This is a genomic window from Streptomyces sp. NPDC057280 (assembly GCF_042668605.1).
In the GTDB taxonomy this organism is placed as follows: domain Bacteria; phylum Actinomycetota; class Actinomycetes; order Streptomycetales; family Streptomycetaceae; genus Streptomyces.
Genome location: NZ_JBHUYR010000007.1, coordinates 327,158 through 344,791, shown reverse-complemented (window position 1 = coordinate 344,791; position 17,634 = coordinate 327,158). Strand labels below are relative to the sequence as shown.

Below are 17,634 nucleotides of genomic sequence, written 5' to 3'. Positions count from 1 at the left end.
CGCTACGCCGCGACCAGGTAAGAGAACACGGACTCGAGGGACTCGTCGGACGGCGAGACCGTCAGCAGCCGGATGCCGTGGTCGCGGGCGACCTTCGGCAACAGGGCCGTGAAACGGCCGAAGTCGACGGCCTGGATGAGCAACGCGCCCTCCGCCAGGTCGACTTCGATGCCGGACGTCGACGGGTCGGCGATCAGCGCGGCCGCGAGGGTGCGGTCGTCGCTGGAGCGCACCAGATAGCGGTGCGGGCGGTCGGTCATCAGGCGGCGGATCTTGCGGAAGTCGCCACTGGCCGCGTGCCGTCCCGCGACCACGACCTCGATGTGCCAGGCGAGTTGCTCGACCTCTTCGAGGATGTGGGACGAGAACAGGACCGTGCGGCCCTCGTCGCCCATGCGGCGCAGCAGGTCCATGAGCTGCATGCGCTGGCGCGGGTCCATGCCGTTGAAGGGCTCGTCGAGCAGGAGCAGCGAGGGGTCGTGGACCAGTGCGCTCGCCATCTTCACGCGCTGGCGCATGCCCTTGGAGTACGTCTGGATCTTGCGGTCCTGCGCGTATTCCATCTCGACCGTGGCCAGCGCCTTCTGGGCGGCCTTGGCGCCCAGGCCGTGCAACTCGGCGTTGGCGACGACGAATTCGCGGCCGGTGAGGAAGTCGTACATCGCCTCGCGCTCGGGGACGATGCCGATGTGTTGGTAGATGGCCTCGTTGCGCCAGGTCGGCTGCCCGTCGAGGGTGACGGTGCCGGTGGAGGGGGCGAGGAAGCCGCCCATCATGTTGATGAGGGTGGACTTTCCGGCGCTGTTGGGGCCGAGGAGGCCGGTGACGCCGGGGCCGATCGTCATGGTGACGTCGTTGACGGCGACCACGTTGCCGAACCAGCGCGAGACGTGGTCGATGGAGAGCGTGGTCACAGTCCCACCTTCTTGTAACGGCGCATCATGAGGCCGTAGCTGGCGGCGATCAGGCCGAGGACGACGAGGACGTACACCACGCCCTGGCCGGTCGAGGGGCCGTGCCCGCCGGGCAGGGAGGGGGTCGCGCCGAGGAAGGCGGACTGCACGCCGTCGATGAGCGTGACCGGCGAGAACAGGCCCATCCACGGGATGGCGGAGGTGCTGCCCTGGGTGTCGGCGATGGCCTGGAGGGTGGTGACGGCGCCGTAGGAGATGGTGAAGACGGCGATGACGGCCGCGATGCCGAAGCCGCGCCTCGGGGTGACGGCGGCGATGACCAGGCCGATGCCGGCGAACAGCAGCGAGAGCAGTGCCACGGAGACGAGTCCCTGCGCGAATCCCTTGGTCTGGTCGGTGAAGTCCAGCTTGGCCAGCAGTGCGCCCACGTAGAGGACGAGCAGGGGAGCCGCGGTCAGGATGAACATCGCCGAGGCCAGCGCCGCGTACTTGGCACGGACGTAGTCGGCGGTCTCGATGGGCCGCGAGAAGTACAGCGGCACGGTCTTGAAGCGCAGGTCGCGCGAGACGGACTGGGGGGCCTGCGAGGCGACGTACAGGCAGATCACGGACTGCATGATGATCGCGTAGCGCGTGTAGTCGACCGGCAGGTCGTTGGCCTTGGTGGCGACCGCGACGGCCACCATGATGAGCGCCGGGACGCACATCACGACGAACAGCAGCATCGGCAGCACCTTGGACTTCACCGAGCGGCCGAGGCCGTAGGCGCCGCGCAGGGACTGCGAGTACAGGGACCGGGTCGCGTAGGAGCGGCCGAGGCGGGGGCCGTCGTAGGAGCGGTAGCCGATGTTGTGGATGCGGGTCTGGTCGCCCGCGGGGGTGGCGACCGGGTGTTCAGCTGCCATGGCCGACGGCCTCCTTCCGCTGCTGTTCCTCGGTCTCCTGGTCGTCCTTGAAGACCTCCGAGATGTGGTGGCGGCGCTGTTCCATGCGGACCAGGCCGAGGCCGAGGTCGGCGACGACGTCCCGGACGACGTCGTACGTCTCCTCGCCCTGCGCGGTGAGCAGCAGGATGTGGCCGGCACCGGGCAGGCCGCTGCCCGCCTCGACGCTCACCCCGCGCGCGTGGAGCGCTTCGCGGACCGCGCGGGTGCCGTCGGGGTGCTCGTCGGTGTCGGTGACCTCGATCGCGAGGGTGGTGGTGGTCTGGGTGAAGTCGGTGGTGGAGCTGGAGCGCAGGAGCTTGCCGCCGTCGACGACGACCACGTGGTCGCAGGTGCGTTCCAGTTCGCCCAGGAGGTGGGAGGTGACCAGGACCGAGATGCCGAAGTCGGTGTGGACGCGCCGGATCAGGGCGAGCATCTCGTCGCGGCCGACCGGGTCCAGGCCGTTGGTCGGCTCGTCCAGGAAGACCAGCTGCGGGTCGTGGACGAGGGCCTGGGCGAGCTTCACGCGCTGCTTCATGCCGGTCGAGTAACCGCCGATGGGGCGGTAGCGCTCCTCGTACAGCCCGACATGGCGCAGGGTGTCCGCGGTGCGCTCGCGCGCGGCGGCGGGCGGCAGTCCTGACATGCGCGCCATGTGGACGACGAACTCGGTGGCCGAGACGTCGGGCGGCAGGCAGTCGTGCTCCGGCATGTACCCGACGCGCTCGCGGATGGCGCCGCCCTTGGTGGCGACGTCGAGGCCGAGCACCTCGGCGCGGCCCTCGGTGGCGGGGGACAGACCCAGCAGGATCTTGATCAGTGTGGACTTGCCGGCTCCGTTGGCTCCGACGAGTCCCGTCACACCGGGTCCGACGTCCACGGAGAGCCGGTCAAGCGCGGTCACCCGGGGGAACCGCTTGCTCAGGCTTTCGGTCGCGATCACAGTCACGTCTTCGACAGTAGTGACCCGCGCCACTCGGGTCGTCACACCGCAGAGCTGTCTTCGGGTCAGCCTCCAGACGTACGGGCCCGTAGGGGATGCCATGCCTGAGAGTTACGGAAGGGCCGCGCGGCGGGCTCGGCCGAGGGTTTTCCACCCGGTTCTCCACAGGCCGACCCGGCCTATTGACGCAGCCTCTAACAACTGTCACATTCGACGGTGTCAAGTTACGGGCACGTAGCGCAGTCGGCGTGGACTGGGTGGGACGGGGTGGCATGACGACGGCGGTGGCAGGCGAACGGGCGGCGGAACTGCGGGGATTCAGGAAGGTCCAGCGGCTGGCGTACGAGTGCGCCGAGGCCGTGGCGGCACGGCTGGAACCCGGAGTGACCGAGCGCGAGGCGGCGCGGATGCAGCGCGACTGGCTGCGCGAGCGCGGAGTGCGGGACTGGTTCCATCTGCCCTTCGCCTGGTTCGGCGACCGCACGGCGTTCGTGAACTTCCGCGTCCCGCTCCAGTTCTTCCCCACCGGCCGGCGTCTGGAGCCCGGGATGCCGTTCATCCTGGACATGGCCCCGGTCCACGACGGCTTCACCGCGGACATCGGCTACTCGGGCTCGCTCGGCCCGAACCCCGTGCAGGACAAGCTGATGGACGACCTGGAGGCGCACCGCGAGCTGATCCTGCGCGAGGTGCGCGAGCGGCGTCCGCTGCGGGCGATCTACGAGGACGTGGACCGCCTCATGGTCCGCCAGGGCCACGCGAACCGGCACCGCGCCTACCCCTTCGGCGTGATCGCCCACAAGGTGGACCGGGTGAAGGGACGCCGCTGGTCACCGAAGGTCTTCGGGTTCGGCACCCAGTCCCTGAAGGGCCTCGCGGCCGACGCGCTGCACGGCCACCGCGAGGGCTGGTCCCCGCTGTGGTCGCCGTACCGCTTCTCCGACCACCCGCCGCAGCCGGGTCTGTGGGCGGTCGAACCGCACCTCGGATTCCGGGGCACGGGCGCGAAGTTCGAGGAGATCCTCGTGGTCACCGACTCCAGGGACCCCGAGGAGAGCGCCTTCTGGCTGGACGACGACCTGCCGCATGTGCGGCGCTGGGCGGAGGCGAAGTGACTGGGTCGGTACTCGACGACGCGCGTGGGCGCCGGACGGAAGGGACGTGACCGGGTGGGTGCGGCGCTGGGCGGAAGGGACGTGAGCATGCTGGAGAACGCGCGGGAGCGCCGGGTACGGACCGGCGGTGTCGAGCTGTGCGTCGCCGAACTGGGGGAGCCTGGCCGGCCGACCGTGGTCCTCGTACACGGTTATCCGGACAGCAAGGAGGTGTGGGCGCAGGTCGCCGCCCGGCTCGCCGACCGCTTCCACGTCGTGCTCTACGACGTCCGGGGCCACGGCCGCTCCACGGCGCCGCGACCGCTGCGGGGCGGCTTCACCCTGGAGAAGCTGACGGACGACTTCCTGGCCGTGGTGGACGCGGTCAGCCCTGACCGTCCGGTGCACCTGGTCGGGCACGACTGGGGCTCGGTGCAGTCCTGGGAGTTCGTCACCGTGGCACGCACGGAGGGCCGTATCGCGTCCTTCACCTCGATGTCCGGGCCGTCCCTCGACCACTTCGGACACTGGATCAACACGCGCCTCAGGCGCCCCACCCCGCGCCGGGTCGGCCAACTCCTCGGCCAGGGTGCCAAGTCCTGGTACGTGTACGCGCTGCACGCGCCCGTGCTGCCCGAACTGGCCTGGCGCGGCCCGCTCGGCAAGGTGTGGCCGCGCGTCCTGGAGCGGGCCGAACGGGTCCCCGGCGACGGCTACCCCACCTCGTCCCTTCCCACGGACGCGGCCCACGGAGCCTGGCTGTACCGGGACAACGTACGGGCCCGCCTGCGCCGCCCCCGCGCGGACGCCTACGCGCACGCGCCCGTGCAGCTCATCACGCCGCTCGGCGACGCGTTCCTGTCGGAGCGGCTCTACGACGAACTGGAGCAGTGGGTGCCGCAGTTGACGCGCCGCACCCTGCCGGCCCGGCACTGGATACCCCGCTCCCGGCCCGACCAAGTGGCCGCCTGGATCGGAGAGTTCGTGACAGTCAACGAGAGCGGCAGAGCTGTCACCGCGCCGATCGGCAAGTACGCCGAACGGTTCGGCGGGCAGTTGGTGCTGGTCACCGGCGCGGGCAGCGGCATCGGGCGGGCGACGGCGTACGCGTTCGCCGAGTCCGGCGCGCGCGTGATCGCCGTCGACCGGGACGCGGAGGCCGCGGCCCGCACGGCCGAGATGTCCCGGCTGCTGGGGGCGCCCGAGGCCTGGGCCGAGACGGTCGACGTCTCCGACGAGCAGGCCATGGAGAAGCTCGCCGACAAGGTCGCCGCCGCGTACGGGGTGGTGGACGTCCTGGTCAACAACGCCGGGATCGGGCTGTCCGGGTCCTTCTTCGACACCACCCCGGAGGACTGGAAGAAGGTCCTCGACGTGAACCTCTGGGGCGTCATCCACGGCTGCCGGCTGTTCGGCAGGCAGATGGCCGAGCGCGGACAGGGCGGCCACATCGTCAACACCGCGTCGGCGGCGGCGTACCAGCCCTCCAAGGCGCTGCCGGCCTACAGCACCTCCAAGGCGGCGGTGCTGATGCTCAGCGAGTGCCTGCGCGCGGAACTCGCCGGTCAGGGCATCGGCGTGAGCGCGATCTGCCCCGGCTTCGTCAACACCAACATCACCTCGACCGCGCGCTTCGCCGGCGTCGACGGCGAGGAGGAGAAGCGGCGCCAGAAGAGGACCGCGCGGCTGTACGGGCTGCGCAACTACCCGCCGGAGAAGGTCGCGGACGCGATCCTGCGGGCGGTCGTGCGCAACGAGGCGGTCGTGCCGGTGACACCGGAGGCGCGCGGCGCGCATCTGATGTCCCGGTTCACGCCCCGCGCGCTCCGGGCGATCGCGCGGTTGGAACCCCCGCTGTGAGGCCGGGGGCTACCCCTCACGGGGTCCTCGTCGGCCGGTCGCGCACCCCGCTGTGCCGGACTCCGCGCAGGTCACCGGCGGCGCGGGCGATCCCGTGAGCACCGTTTCCGCGTACCGGATCGAGGACCTCGCGCACCGCAGTGGCGCCACCGTCCGCACCATCCGCGCCTACCAGGACCGGGGCCTGCTCCCCCGCCCGGAGCGGCGCGGCCGGGCCAACGTCTACTCGGACGCGCATCTCGCCCGCCTCCACCAGATCGCCGCCCTCCTCGACCGCGGCTACACCCTGGCCTCCATCAAGGAGTTGTTGGAGGCCTGGGACGCCGGGCGCGGGCTCGGCGGGGTGCTCGGGCTGGTCGCCGAGGTCGACGGGCCATGGAGCGACGAGGAGGCGGTGCGGATCTCGCGCGCGGAGCTGGACGAGCGGTTCGGCGGCACTCCGGACGCCGCGGCGGTGGCCGACGCCGTGGAGCTCGGCGTGCTGGAGCCGGTGCCGGGCCACGAGGACTCCTTCCTCGTCCCGAGCCCTCAAGAGCTTTCTGTGGCCGTCGAGTTGCACGCGGCGGGGGTGCCGCTGTCCGCGATCGCGGGGCATCTGCGGGAGTTGAGGGGTCAGGTCGAGCACATCGCGGCCCGTTTCCTGGAGTTCACCACCGAGCACGTCTTCGCCCGCTACCTCGACGGGCCGCACCGGCCGACCGACGCGGAGGCGGCCGAAGCCGCCTCTCTCGTACGACGGCTGCGGCCGCTGGCGCAGCAGACGGTGGACGCCGAACTCGCCCGTGCCATGCGCCTGTTGGCGGTGCGGCAGCTGAGACAGCACCTCGGCACGGACGAGGGGGCACTGGAGCGTTCCGCGACCCGGATGGTGGTGCTGCCCGAGGAGACGATGCGGGCCGTGGAAAGGCTGGTTGGGGAGGAGCGGGTGGCGGAGTTCGTGGCGTTGGCGGCTGAACGGGAGGTGCGGGCGCGGGCGTTGGACGCGCTCACGTCAAGGGGAGGGCCCCCAAGCAAGCTTGACGAAGAGGGCTGACATGACAGGGAGTTGTCCACAGAACCGCCAACTGGCCTGTGGATAAGACTACTTGGTTGTGGATCAAACATCCGGAGCAAAATCATTCGCGTGATTCACGTCTCGCCCGTCACGCTGAAGGACATGGACGAACGACGCACCGTGAAGGTGTCGAAGTACCTCTCGAAGCACCTGCGCCATCAGCCGGAACGCATCGGGCTCACGCTCGACGAGGGCGGCTGGGTGGAGATCGACACGCTGATCGCGGCGGCGGCAGCGCACGGCTTCCGCTTCACCCGGGAAGAGATGGACCACGTGGTCGCCGCCAACGACAAGAAGCGCTTCGCCGTGGAAGGCACCCGCATCCGTGCCAGCCAGGGCCACAGCATCGACGTGGACCTGGGGCTGCCCCCGGCGACGCCACCGCCGTACCTCTACCACGGCACCGTCGCCCGCAGCCTGGACGCGATCCGCGCCGAGGGGCTGCGGCCCATGAACCGGCACGCGGTGCACCTCTCGGCGGACCGCGAGACCGCGACCCGGGTGGGCGCCCGGCGGGGCCGCCCCGTCGTGCTCTCGGTGGACGCCGGCGCCATGCACCGCGACGGCCATGTCTTCCACGTCAGCGCGAACGGCGTATGGCTGACCGAGGCGGTACCGCCGCAGTACCTGCGGTTCCCCGCGCCGCACTGACCCCTCGTCGCCGAGCACCACCGACGAGGGCCCCGTAATTCCCTCCGCGGCCCGGGGCGGACCCGGCATGATCAGCGGCATGGACCGTCTTCCCACCACCGAGGCCGCCGTCACCGCCCTCCGCGCGCTCGCCGCCGAGTACGCGCTCGCGATCGAGGTGACCCATGACATCGGCGCCGACCAGACCTCGCGCCGCACGGCCGCGGGCGTCGGCGTCACCGCGGACCCCGACGGCTCCCTGCCCCACGAGGCCTACGTCGAGCTCGGCGGCCGCCCCCGGGTGGACGTGCGGCTCTACGCCGACGACGACGCGCTGATCACCGTCGACGGCGTCGAATGCCCCGACATCGCCCGCGACGACGTGCCCGCGTTCCTGCGCGCCCTCTACGAAGGACACGCCTGGGTCAAGACGCGCCGCTTCCCGCCGGGCAACTTCCTGATGGTCCCGCTGCCGGGCGACCGGGTGCACAAGGAGTTCATCCTGGTCGGCCTGAGCCCATGGCTGAGCGGCCGCGCGCGGTGACCCCAGGGCGGTCGGATCATGACCGTGGGTCACTGTTTCACGTGAAACCCGATCGGCCGCATACGCTCGAAACATGAGTCTGCGTCTGAGCACCGTGATCCTCCCGTACCGCCGCTGGTCCGAGGGGGGCCGTGCGGCATGGCAGCGGGCGGAGCAGCTCGGCTTCCACACCGCGTACACCTACGACCACCTGTCCTGGCGGACCTTCCGTGACGGACCCTGGTTCGGTGCCGTGCCGACGCTGACCGCCGCCGCGGCCGTCACCGACCGGCTGCGCCTGGGCACGCTGGTGACCTCGCCGAACTTCCGGCACCCGGTGACCCTCGCCAAGGAACTGATCTCCCTCGACGACATCTCCGGCGGCCGTGTCACGCTCGGCATCGGTGCGGGCGGTACCGGCTTCGACGCCACCGTCCTCGGCCAGGAGCCGTGGACGCCGCGCGAGCGCGCCGACCGGCTGGCGGAGTTCGTGCCGCTGCTGGACCGGCTGCTGACGGAGGACTCGGTGTCGTACGAGGGCGACTTCTACTCGGCGCACGAGGCCCGCAACATCCCGGGCTGTGTGCAGCGGCCGCGGCTGCCCTTCGCGGTCGCCGCCACCGGACCGCGCGGGTTGCGGCTCGCCGCACGGTACGGACAGGCGTGGGTGACCACCGGCGACCCCAAGCTGTACGAGAACGGCACTCCTGAACAGTCGATTCAAGCCATTCGCGGACAGGCCGAGAAGCTGGCCGACGCGTGCGCCGAGATCGGGCGGGACACCAACGAACTCGGCAAGATCCTTCTCACCGGATTCACCCCGGACCGCGGCCGGCCGCTGGAGTCGCTCGACGCGTTCGTGGACTTCGCGGGGCGCCACCGGGACCTGGGCTTCACCGAGATCGTGATCCACTGGCCCATCCCCGACTCGGACTTCGCCGCCGACGAGAAGGTCTTCGAGCAGATCGCCATGGAGGCCCTGGCGCAGCTGCGCTGAGACCACTGTGGGTGAGGGGGCAGGTGGGAGGCTGTAATCACTCACCTGTGCAGCCTCCTGCACGACCGTGCAGGCATATGCGGGAGAATGGCCGGGTGACTTCAGCGACTCGACAGCCCGAGACCCCGGCCGCCGCCGTCCCGCCGCGCCTGATAGCCACCGACCTCGACGGCACTCTGCTGCGCGACGACAAGTCCGTCTCGCCCCGCACGGTCGCGGCGCTCGCCGCCGCCGAGGACGCGGGGATCGAGGTCTTCTTCGTCACCGGCCGCCCCGCTCGCTGGATGAACGTCGTCAGCGACCACGTCCACGGCCACGGCCTTGCCATCTGCGGCAACGGCGCCGCGGTCGTCGACCTGCACGGCGGCCCCGGCGCCCACCGGTTCGTGAAGGTGCGCGAGCTGGCCAGGGAGAACGCGCTGGACGCCGTACGCCTGCTGCGGGACGCGGCGCCCGGCACGGTGTACGCGGTGGAGCAGACGTACGGCTTCCACCAGGAGCCGGACTATCCGAAGCTGCACATGGAGATCCCGGACGAGCTCCAGCCCGCCGAGAAGCTGCTGGCGGCGGACGGGCCCGGCGCCGCCGAGCCGGTCCTGAAGATCCTCGCCTTCCACCCCACGCTCGACCCGGACGCCTTCCTCACCCTGGCCCGTCTCGCCATCGGCGACATCGCCAACGTCACCCGCTCCAGCCCCAGCGCCCTGCTGGAGATCAGCGGCCCGGGCGTCTCCAAGGCCAGCACCCTCGCCCTGTGCTGCGCCGAGCGCGGCATCTCGCACGAGGAGGTCGTCGCCTTCGGCGACATGCCCAACGACGTCGAGATGCTGACCTGGGCGGGCCGGTCGTACGCCATGGGCAACGCGCACCCCGACGTGCTCGCCGCGGCCTCCGGCCGGACGGTCGACAACAACGAGGACGGCGTCGCGGTCGTCATCGAGCAGTTGGTGGCGCAGCGCGAGGGCCTGTCCTAGCCGACGGGCACACCCCGGGCCGCCAGCCACGGCACCGGGTCCACTCCCGAGCCCAGTTCCGGAGTGACCCGCACCTCGAAGTGCAGGTGCGGGCCGGTGGAGTTGCCGGTGGTGCCCGACTGACCGATCCACTGCCCCGCCGCCACGTGCTCGCCCTGGTCGACGGTGACGGCGGCGAGATGGGCGTACTGCGTGTAGTAGCCGCCCGGGTGCTCGATCACGATCTCGATCCCGAAGGCGCCCCCGCAGGAGACCGTCACCACCCGGCCCGCGCCCACCGACCGCACCGGCGTGCCGATCGGCACCGCGAAGTCCTGCCCGGTGTGCCGGTTGGCCCACCGCGAGCCACCGCTGCCGAAGCCCGCGGACAGCTCGTACGTCTCGACCGGCGTGACCCAAGGACTCGTGGCCTGGAACTCCGGCTGATCCAGCCGGACGGCTCCGGGACAGGAGCCCGCCGCGACCGAGGCGTCCGCCTGGTCCTGCAACTGCCGGCGCGCCTCTTCGAGTTTCTGCTCGATCCCCGTCTTCAGCTCGGCGAGTCCGGCGTTCCGCTGCTCCAGCGACTGCCACGCGGTCGCGGCCTCCGCCTCGTCCGCGGCGAGCTTCGCCTCGGCCCGCCGGCTCTTCTCGATGGCGTTGTCCACGGCCAGGTTCGTCTGGGAGAACACCTGCTGACCGCGCATCAGCTGCTCGGGGCTGCCGGCGAGGATGATCTGTGCGGTGAGCGGAAGGTCGCCGCCGCTGCGGTACTGGGCGCGCGCGATCCGGCCCAGATCCTCGTGCAGGGCGGCGATGTCCCGGCGCTCCCGGTCCAGCAGCGCCTCCAGCCGCTGTACCTTCGCCCGCTGCGCCTCCGCCTCCAGCCGCCCCGCCTCGTACTGCTGCGTCGCCACCGCCGCGTCCTCGTACAACCGCGCCACCTGCGCGCTGATCCCGGCATCCGTACCGCCGTCGACGGGCGCCTGCTTCTCCGCGGCATCCGTCGGGCGGGCCGCCAGGACGGCGAGCGCGCACAGCAGGGCCGGGACGAGCAGCGGATGGCGGCGGGACGGTCGCATGCCAGCGATCCTGACCCGGGCCCTCGCGGGCGGTCCTGTTGGAGTCGTACGGCCGGGGGACAGCCGGCCTCGGACGAGTCAGTCGTACGACTGAACGGCCGCCGTGGGGATGCGGAGTGACGGACCGTCATGCTGGGCGGCTCAGGCCTGACCGGCCGATCAGGTCGCAGGAGATCGGCGGTGCCTCATTGGCGCCGGCGAGCGGGGTCTGGCGCGTTGGAATGCGACACGGCAGGCCGGCGTGCCAGACCCCGCGTCTGCGGGCATGATCCGCCGGCCAGGCCCTAGGCGAGCGGTGCCTCCCACACCACCGTCGTACCGCCTCCGTCCGCTCCGATGCCCGGCCCGTGCCGGCTGTCGCCGCCGAGGGACTCCGCGCGTCGCTTGAGGTTCTTCAGGCCGCTGCGGCACCCGCCGAGCGGGATGCCCACGCCGTCGTCCGCGACGGTCAGGCGGACGCCCTTCCGGCCGTCCGGCAGGATCACGTCGGCATCCACGACGACCTCGATACGGGAGGCCCGGGCGTGCCGGAAGGCGTTGGAGAGGGCCTCGCGCAGGGCCGCGATGAGGTTCTTGCCGGTGAGGTCGCCGACCAGGGCGTCCACGGGTCCGACAAATCGGTGCGAGGGCCTGAAGGCGAGCGGCACCGCGGCCGTGTTGATCTCCCGCAGCACGCGGGTGCGCAGCCCCGAGGGCGCCTCGGCCGGCCCCTGCTGGAGCGCGAAGATCGCGGTGCGGATCTCCTGGATGGTGACGTCGAGTTCGTCGACGGCGTTGCCGACGCCCTCGCGCACCTCCGGCACGACCGATCTGCGCTGCGCGCTCTCCAGCATCATCCCGGTGGCGAACAGCCGCTGGATGACGAGGTCGTGCAGGTCACGGGCGATGCGGTCGCGGTCCTCGTAGACGGCGAGCCGCTCCCGGTCGCGCTGCGCGTCGGCCATCATCAGCGCGAGCGCGGCCTGCGAGGCGAACTGGATCGCCAGCGTGCGGTCGGTCTCCGTGAACGGCCGCTCCCCTCGCGCCCGCGGGGTGACCAGGGCGCCCAGGATCCGGCCGTCGCTGTGCAGGGGCACCATCATGGTGGGGCCGTAGCCGTGCGCCAGCGTGGTGATCATGCGGGGGTCGCCGGCCGCGTCCTCCAGGAACACCGCCTGTCCGTCGAGGAGTTCGGCGACGATCCCGCTCTCCGGCGGCACGACCGTGCCCAGCATGGCCGACGGACGGTCCGCGGCCACGGCCGCGATCTCCAGACCGCCCTCGTCCGCGGGCAGCAGCACGATGCCGGCGGCCGAACCCGACAGCTTGCGGGCCTGCTCGGCGACCACCTGGAGGGCGTCATCGGCGTCGCCGCCCGACAGCAGGGCGGTGGTGACGGCGACCGAGCCGTCGATCCAGTGCTCGCGCTGCTGGGCCGCCTCGTACAGCCGGGCGTTGCCGATCGCGATCCCGGCCTCGGTCGCCAGCACCCGGACCATGGTGAGGTCGTAGTCGTTGAACGGCTGCCCGCCGTGCTTCTCGGTGAGGTACAGGTTCCCGAAGATCTCCCCCTGGACGCGGATCGGGAGGCCGAGGAAGCCGCGCATCGGCGGATGATGCTCGGGGAAGCCGCAGGAGCGCGGGTCGGTGGTCAGGTCCGCGAGCCGCACCGGCTCGGGATCGCGGACGAGGGCGCCCAGCAAACCCCGGTGCCCGTCCGGCAGGCGTCCGATACGGCGCGCGGTCGCTTCGTCGACCCCGTGGTAGACGAAGTCCGCCAGGCCCCGCCCGTCCTCGTCGACGACCCCGATGGCCGCGTAGCGGGCACCTGTCAACTCCGCCGCGGTCTCGCAGATCCGGTCCAGCGTGGAGTGCAGTTCGAGCCCGCTGCCGACGGACCGCATGGCCTCCAGCAGCTGCGGCACCCGCGCGGTCAGCTCGGCCGACAGCGTGGGAGGCAGCGGACCGGAGCCGAGGCGGCGCGTGGTGTCGGACATGAGCCGAGCGTAATTAGTCCTATTTGATACAGAAAGTCGGAGACAGGTCGCGTGGGAGGCCGCGCTGAAGGTCGCCCGCTGCCTACGCCGTGAGCGCCGGCGCCTCCGCATCCGACTCCCGATCCGCCATCTCCCGCAACGGCCCCTCCTCCGCGGCCAGCTCCGCGTAGGAGCCCCGCTGCACGACCCGCCCCTCGTCGAGCACGACGATCTCGTCCACCGCCTCCAGCCCGGCGAGCCGGTGGGTGATGAGCAGCGTCGTACGCCCCTCGGTGGCGGCCAGCAGATCGGCGGTGAGCGCGTCGGCGGTGGGCAGGTCGAGATGCTCGGCGGGCTCGTCCAGGACGAGGACGGGGAAGTCGGCGAGCAGCGCCCGGGCCAGCGCCAGCCGCTGCCGCTGCCCCCCGGACAGCCGCGCCCCGTGCTCGCCGACCAGCGTGTCCAGCCCGTCGGGCAGTCCGTCGGCCCAGTCGAGCAGCCGGGCCCGCCGCAGGGCGTCACGGAGGTCCGCCTCGGTGGCGGTCTTCTTCGCGAGCAGCAGGTTCTCCCGCAGCGAGCTGTCGAAGAGGTGCGCGTCCTGGGCACACAGTCCGACGAACCGCCGCACGTCGTCCCCCTCCAGGCCGTACGCGTCCACGCCGCCGAGCGTGTACGAACCGGCCTGTGCGTCCAGGAACCGCAGCAGCACCTGCGCGAGGGTCGTCTTGCCGGACCCGGACGGGCCCACGACGGCGATCCGGCGGCCTTCCGTGACGGTCAGGTCGAGATCCACGAGGGCGTCCCGCTCCTGCCCGGCGTACCGGGCGGACAGCCCCTTCACGACGACCGGGAACGGCGACGCGGGCAGCTCGCACGGCCGCTCCGGCTCCCGTACGGGTTCCGGGGCGTCCAGCACCTCGTACACCCGCTCCGCGCTCCTGCGGACCCGCTGGCGGGACTGCACGGCGAGCGGGAGGCCGAGGACGGCCTCGAAGGCGGCCAGCGGGGTGAGGACGACGACGGCCATGGCGACACCGCCGAGCCGTCCGGCGGCGACCGCCTGAGCACCCGCGAGCGCGGTGGCGGCGACGGTGAGGCCGGAGACCAGCGCGGTGAGGCCGTCACCGAGGGCGGTGGCGGTGGCGCCGCGCGAGGCGATCCGGGTGAGCACGCCGTCGGCTTCGCGCGCTTCGGCGGTACGTGCGGGCAGGGCACCGGCGACGGCCAGTTCGGCGGTCCCGGTCAGCAGGTCGGTCACTCGCGTCGCCAGCACCCCGCGCGCCGGCGCCAGCCTGCGCTCCGCACGCCGGGCCACCGCACCGGTGACCAACGGCACCCCGGCCCCGGCCGCCAGCAGCCCCACGGCGAGTGCCGCACCGGCCTCGGGCAGCAGCCAGGCCGTGAAGCCGACGGACGCGGCGGACACGGTCAGCGCCGCACCCGCGGGCAGCAGCCAGCGCAGCCAGTAGTCCTGGAGAGCGTCTACGTCGGCGACGAGCCGCGACAGCAGGTCACCCCGGCGGGTCCGACGCAGCCCGGCGGGCGCCAGCCGCTCCAGACGCCGGTACACGGCGACCCGGGTGTCGGCCAGCATCCGCAGCACGGCGTCGTGCGACACGAGACGCTCGGCGTAGCGGAACACGGCCCGCCCGATCCCGAAGGCGCGCGTCGCCGTGACGGCCACCATCAGATAGAGCACGGGCGGCTGCTGCGAGGCCCGCGAGATCAGCCACCCGGAGGTCGCCATGAGCCCGACGGCACTGCCGAGCGCGAGGCTCCCGAGCAGCAGGGCGAGCGCGAGCCGACCGCGCCGGGGACCGGACATGGCACGGACGCGGGCGAGGACACGGCGGCTTTCGGCTGCGGGGACGGCCACGTCGGCGGGGTCGGCGGTCCTGGCTGTAGCGGCGCCCGAGGGGCCTGCAATCTCCACGGCGTCCGCGGCCTCTGTGGACGAACGCGTCGCCGCCTCGACCTGACGACGGCCCTGAGCCTCACCAGGGGCCTGAGTCGTGCCGGCCTCGGCGGGGACCGCGGGCACGGGCTCGGCCAACCGCACCACCCGGTCCGCCACCCCCAGCAACGCCGGCCGGTGCACGACGAGGAGCACGGTGCGCCCCACCGCCAGCCTCCGCACCGCCGCCACGACCTCGGCCTCGGTGGCCCCGTCGAGCGCGGCGGTCGGCTCGTCGAGCAGCAGTACGGGCCGGTCCGCGAGGAACGCCCGCGCCAGCGCGATCCGCTGCCGCTGACCGGCGGACAGCCCGGCCCCGTCCTCGCCGAGCACGGTCTGGGCGCCCTGCGGCAGCGCGCCGACGAAGTCCAGGGCCCCGGCGTCCGCGAGCGCCTGCCGTACGGCGGCGTCGTCCGCGTCGGGCCGTGCCAGCCGCACGTTCTCCGCGATGGTCCCGGCGAACAGCTGAGGCCGCTGCGGCACCCACGCGACCCGTGATCGCCACTGGTCGGGGTCGGCGTCGGCGAGATCGACTCCCCCGGCCAGCACCCGCCCCTCGGCGGGCCGCACGAAGCCCAGCAACACATTCAGCAGCGTGGACTTGCCCGCCCCGCTCGGCCCCACGAGGGCGACCGTCTCCCCGGGCTCGACAGCGAACGACACGTCCCGCACGGCGTCTCCGGACCGCCCCGGGTAGCGAACGGTGACGCCTTCGAAGGCCAGCGCACCGGCCGACGCTCCGCCCGGCACGACAGCCGTACCCGCCGTCGGCGCAGGCGTCTCCAGCACCTCGAAGATCTCCTCGGCGGCGGCCAGCCCCTCCGCCGCCGCGTGGTACTGCGCCCCGACCTGCCGCAGCGGCAGATACGCCTCCGGCGCCAGCACGAGGATGACCAGCCCGTCGTACAGGGCCATCTCACCGTGCACCAGCCGCATGCCGATCGTGACGGCGACAAGGGCCACCGACAGCGTGGCGAGCAGTTCCAGCGCGAAGGAGGAGATGAAGGCGATCCGCAGCGTCCGCATGGTCGCCTGCCGGTACTCGCCGGTGATGCGCTTGATCGACTCGGCCTGCGCCTTGGCCCGGCCGAACACCTTCAGGGTCGGCAGTCCGGCGACGACGTCCAGGAAGTGCCCGGACAGCCGGGACAGCAGCTGCCACTGACGGTCCATCCGGGACTGGGTGGCCCAGCCGATCAGCACCATGAAGACCGGGATGAGCGGGAGAGTGCCCACGATGATGGCGGCCGAGACCCAGTCCTCGGTGACCACCCGCGCCAGCACCGCCACCGGCACGACCACGGCCAGCCCCAGCTGCGGCAGGTAGCGCGCGAAGTAGTCGTCCAGGGCGTCGACGCCCCGCGTGGCGAGGGCGACCAGCGAACCGGTCCGCTGTCCGGTCAGCCACCCCGGCCCGAGCGCCGTGGCCCGCTCCAGCAACCGCCCCCGCAGTTCGGACTTCACCGCCGCACTCGCCCGATGAGCGGCGAGCTCGGTGAGCCAGGACACCAGGGCGCGACCACCGGCCACGGCGACCAACAGCAGCAGGGGAGTGCGGAGTTCAGCGGCCGACATCCCGTGCTGGAAGGCGCCCACCACCACCTCGGCGATGAGCATCGCCTGGGCGATGACCAGCGCCGCTCCGACGACGCCCAGACCGACGACCGCCGCCATGAAGAGGCGAGTGGCGCGGGCGTAGCGGAGCAGACGCGGATCGATTGGTTTCACGTGAAACACACCTCAATGCGTGGCTTCGGCGATGTGCTGCGTTCCGATGCGCTTGCGGAACACCCAGTAGGTCCAGCCCTGGTAGAGCAGGACGACCGGCGTGGCGATCGCCGCACACCAGGTCATGATCTTCAGGGTGTACGGGCTCGACGAGGCGTTGGTGACCGTCAGGCTCCAGTCCTCATGGAGCGAGGACGGCATGACGTTCGGGAAGAGCGACAGGAAGAGCATTGCCACGGCGGCCACGATGGTCACGCCGGACAGCGCGAACGACCAGCCCTCACGCCCGGCCTGATTGGCCACCAGGGCGGCGACCAGGGCGGCGACGGCCACGACCAGGGCCACCAGGCTCTTGCCGTCACCGCTGTCGACCTGCGTCCACAGCAGGAAGATCACCGCGAACACGGCCGTGACGAGCCCGACCTGGAGCGCCAGCTTGCGGGCCCGTTCCCGGATGTCCCCGACGGTCTTGAGCGCCGTGAACACCGCCCCGTGGAAGGTGAACAGCGTGAGCGTCACCAGGCCGCCGAGGAGGGCGTAGGGGTTGAGCAGGTCCCAGAAGGTGCCGACGTACTCGAAGTTCTCGTCGATCTTCACGCCCCGCACGATGTTGCCGAAGGCAACGCCCCACAGGAAGGCCGGGATGAGCGAGGTCCAGAAGATCGCGGTCTCCCAGTTGCGCTGCCAGTTCTCCTCGGGCCGCTTCGCCCGGTACTCGAAGGCGACACCGCGGACGATCAGGCAGACCAGGATGATCAGCAGCGGCAGGTAGAAGCCGGAGAAGAGCGTGGCATACCACTCGGGGAACGCGGCGAAGGTCGCGCCGCCCGCGGTGAGCAGCCAGACCTCGTTGCCGTCCCAGACGGGGCCGATCGTGTTGATCAGCACCCGCTTCTCGGGCCGGTTGCGGGCCAGCAGCTTGGTGAGGATGCCGACCCCGAAGTCGAAGCCCTCCAGGAAGAAGTAGCCGGTCCACAGGACGGCGATGAGCACGAACCAGACGTCGTGAAGTTCCATGACT

The 17,634-nt window shown here is 71.8% G+C and carries 14 protein-coding genes; 7 read left to right on the top strand and 7 right to left on the bottom strand.

From position 1 onward, the window contains the following. Positions 1 to 2 precede the first annotated feature (2 nt). Genes ACFUO4_RS33910 through ACFUO4_RS33900 form a run of 3 tightly spaced genes read right to left on the bottom strand, consistent with a single transcriptional unit; the run spans position 3 to position 2,783 of the window. Positions 3 to 914 carry an ABC transporter ATP-binding protein gene (locus ACFUO4_RS33910; RefSeq protein ID WP_383491994.1) on the bottom strand — a complete coding sequence of 304 codons (912 nt, stop codon included), beginning with the start codon at positions 912 to 914 and terminating at the stop codon, positions 3 to 5. Beyond that, entirely contained in the window at positions 911 to 1,819 is a 909-nt protein-coding gene (locus ACFUO4_RS33905; RefSeq protein WP_079307467.1) for an ABC transporter permease, read from the bottom strand. Before ACFUO4_RS33905 ends, ACFUO4_RS33910 begins: the two co-directional genes overlap by 4 nt. Beyond that, the gene (locus ACFUO4_RS33900) at positions 1,809 to 2,783 is read right to left on the bottom strand and encodes an ABC transporter ATP-binding protein (RefSeq protein WP_383492262.1); all 975 of its coding nucleotides are present in this window, start codon (positions 2,781 to 2,783) and stop codon (positions 1,809 to 1,811) included. The genes ACFUO4_RS33905 and ACFUO4_RS33900 overlap by 11 nt, the downstream gene beginning before the upstream one ends. Positions 2,784 to 3,055: 272 nt before the next feature. Here ACFUO4_RS33900 and ACFUO4_RS33895 point away from each other — a divergent pair, with 272 nt between their 5' ends. From ACFUO4_RS33895 to ACFUO4_RS33865, 7 genes are all read left to right on the top strand, one after another. Beyond that, positions 3,056 to 3,898, top strand: a complete 843-nt coding sequence (locus tag ACFUO4_RS33895) for a M24 family metallopeptidase (RefSeq protein ID WP_383491992.1) — start codon at positions 3,056 to 3,058, stop codon at positions 3,896 to 3,898. A gap of 87 nt (positions 3,899 to 3,985) precedes the next feature. Next, positions 3,986 to 5,737 carry an SDR family oxidoreductase gene (locus ACFUO4_RS33890; RefSeq protein WP_383491990.1) on the top strand — a complete coding sequence of 584 codons (1,752 nt, stop codon included), beginning with the start codon at positions 3,986 to 3,988 and terminating at the stop codon, positions 5,735 to 5,737. 94 nt (positions 5,738 to 5,831) lie between these two features. After that, complete coding sequence (locus tag ACFUO4_RS33885) at positions 5,832 to 6,770, top strand: MerR family transcriptional regulator (protein WP_383491989.1); 939 nt, start codon at positions 5,832 to 5,834, stop codon at positions 6,768 to 6,770. A gap of 123 nt (positions 6,771 to 6,893) precedes the next feature. After that, positions 6,894 to 7,442: an RNA 2'-phosphotransferase gene (locus tag ACFUO4_RS33880; RefSeq protein ID WP_383492259.1), complete on the top strand. Its 549-nt coding sequence runs from the start codon at positions 6,894 to 6,896 to the stop codon at positions 7,440 to 7,442. A 79-nt stretch (positions 7,443 to 7,521) separates the two neighbouring features. Further along, on the top strand, positions 7,522 to 7,965 hold the full coding sequence (locus ACFUO4_RS33875; protein ID WP_383491988.1) for a hypothetical protein: 444 nt from the start codon (positions 7,522 to 7,524) through the stop codon (positions 7,963 to 7,965). Between the two features lie 73 nt (positions 7,966 to 8,038). After that, positions 8,039 to 8,941: an LLM class flavin-dependent oxidoreductase gene (locus ACFUO4_RS33870; protein ID WP_383491986.1), complete on the top strand. Its 903-nt coding sequence runs from the start codon at positions 8,039 to 8,041 to the stop codon at positions 8,939 to 8,941. Positions 8,942 to 9,018: 77 nt separating this feature from the next. Continuing rightward, the gene (locus tag ACFUO4_RS33865) at positions 9,019 to 9,915 is read left to right on the top strand and encodes an HAD-IIB family hydrolase (RefSeq protein WP_383491984.1); all 897 of its coding nucleotides are present in this window, start codon (positions 9,019 to 9,021) and stop codon (positions 9,913 to 9,915) included. Here the strand turns inward: ACFUO4_RS33865 and ACFUO4_RS33860 are convergent. From ACFUO4_RS33860 to cydB, 4 genes are all read right to left on the bottom strand, one after another. Continuing rightward, positions 9,912 to 10,976 carry a M23 family metallopeptidase gene (locus ACFUO4_RS33860; RefSeq protein WP_383491982.1) on the bottom strand — a complete coding sequence of 355 codons (1,065 nt, stop codon included), beginning with the start codon at positions 10,974 to 10,976 and terminating at the stop codon, positions 9,912 to 9,914. The two genes, ACFUO4_RS33865 and ACFUO4_RS33860, sit on opposite strands and share 4 nt — an antisense overlap. A 284-nt stretch (positions 10,977 to 11,260) precedes the next feature. Further along, complete coding sequence (locus tag ACFUO4_RS33855; RefSeq protein ID WP_383491980.1) at positions 11,261 to 12,952, bottom strand: GAF domain-containing sensor histidine kinase; 1,692 nt, start codon at positions 12,950 to 12,952, stop codon at positions 11,261 to 11,263. An 82-nt stretch (positions 12,953 to 13,034) separates the two neighbouring features. Beyond that, the gene (gene cydD, locus ACFUO4_RS33850) at positions 13,035 to 16,613 is read right to left on the bottom strand and encodes a thiol reductant ABC exporter subunit CydD (RefSeq protein ID WP_383491978.1); all 3,579 of its coding nucleotides are present in this window, start codon (positions 16,611 to 16,613) and stop codon (positions 13,035 to 13,037) included. Between the two features lie 12 nt (positions 16,614 to 16,625). Then, positions 16,626 to 17,630 carry a cytochrome d ubiquinol oxidase subunit II gene (gene cydB / locus ACFUO4_RS33845; protein WP_383491976.1) on the bottom strand — a complete coding sequence of 335 codons (1,005 nt, stop codon included), beginning with the start codon at positions 17,628 to 17,630 and terminating at the stop codon, positions 16,626 to 16,628. Positions 17,631 to 17,634: the final 4 nt, after the last annotated feature.

Coding starts and splice junctions, on each gene's coding strand:
- ACFUO4_RS33875 (WP_383491988.1), top strand. CDS start 7,522: ATGGACCGTCTTCCCACCACCGAGGCCGCCGTCACCGCCCTCCGCGCG.
- ACFUO4_RS33890 (WP_383491990.1), top strand. CDS start 3,986: ATGCTGGAGAACGCGCGGGAGCGCCGGGTACGGACCGGCGGTGTCGAG.
- ACFUO4_RS33865 (WP_383491984.1), top strand. CDS start 9,019: ATGCGGGAGAATGGCCGGGTGACTTCAGCGACTCGACAGCCCGAGACC.
- ACFUO4_RS33860 (WP_383491982.1), bottom strand. CDS start 10,976: ATGCGACCGTCCCGCCGCCATCCGCTGCTCGTCCCGGCCCTGCTGTGC.
- cydB (WP_383491976.1), bottom strand. CDS start 17,630: ATGGAACTTCACGACGTCTGGTTCGTGCTCATCGCCGTCCTGTGGACC.
- ACFUO4_RS33905 (WP_079307467.1), bottom strand. CDS start 1,819: ATGGCAGCTGAACACCCGGTCGCCACCCCCGCGGGCGACCAGACCCGC.
- ACFUO4_RS33855 (WP_383491980.1), bottom strand. CDS start 12,952: ATGTCCGACACCACGCGCCGCCTCGGCTCCGGTCCGCTGCCTCCCACG.
- ACFUO4_RS33895 (WP_383491992.1), top strand. CDS start 3,056: ATGACGACGGCGGTGGCAGGCGAACGGGCGGCGGAACTGCGGGGATTC.
- ACFUO4_RS33880 (WP_383492259.1), top strand. CDS start 6,894: ATGGACGAACGACGCACCGTGAAGGTGTCGAAGTACCTCTCGAAGCAC.
- ACFUO4_RS33870 (WP_383491986.1), top strand. CDS start 8,039: ATGAGTCTGCGTCTGAGCACCGTGATCCTCCCGTACCGCCGCTGGTCC.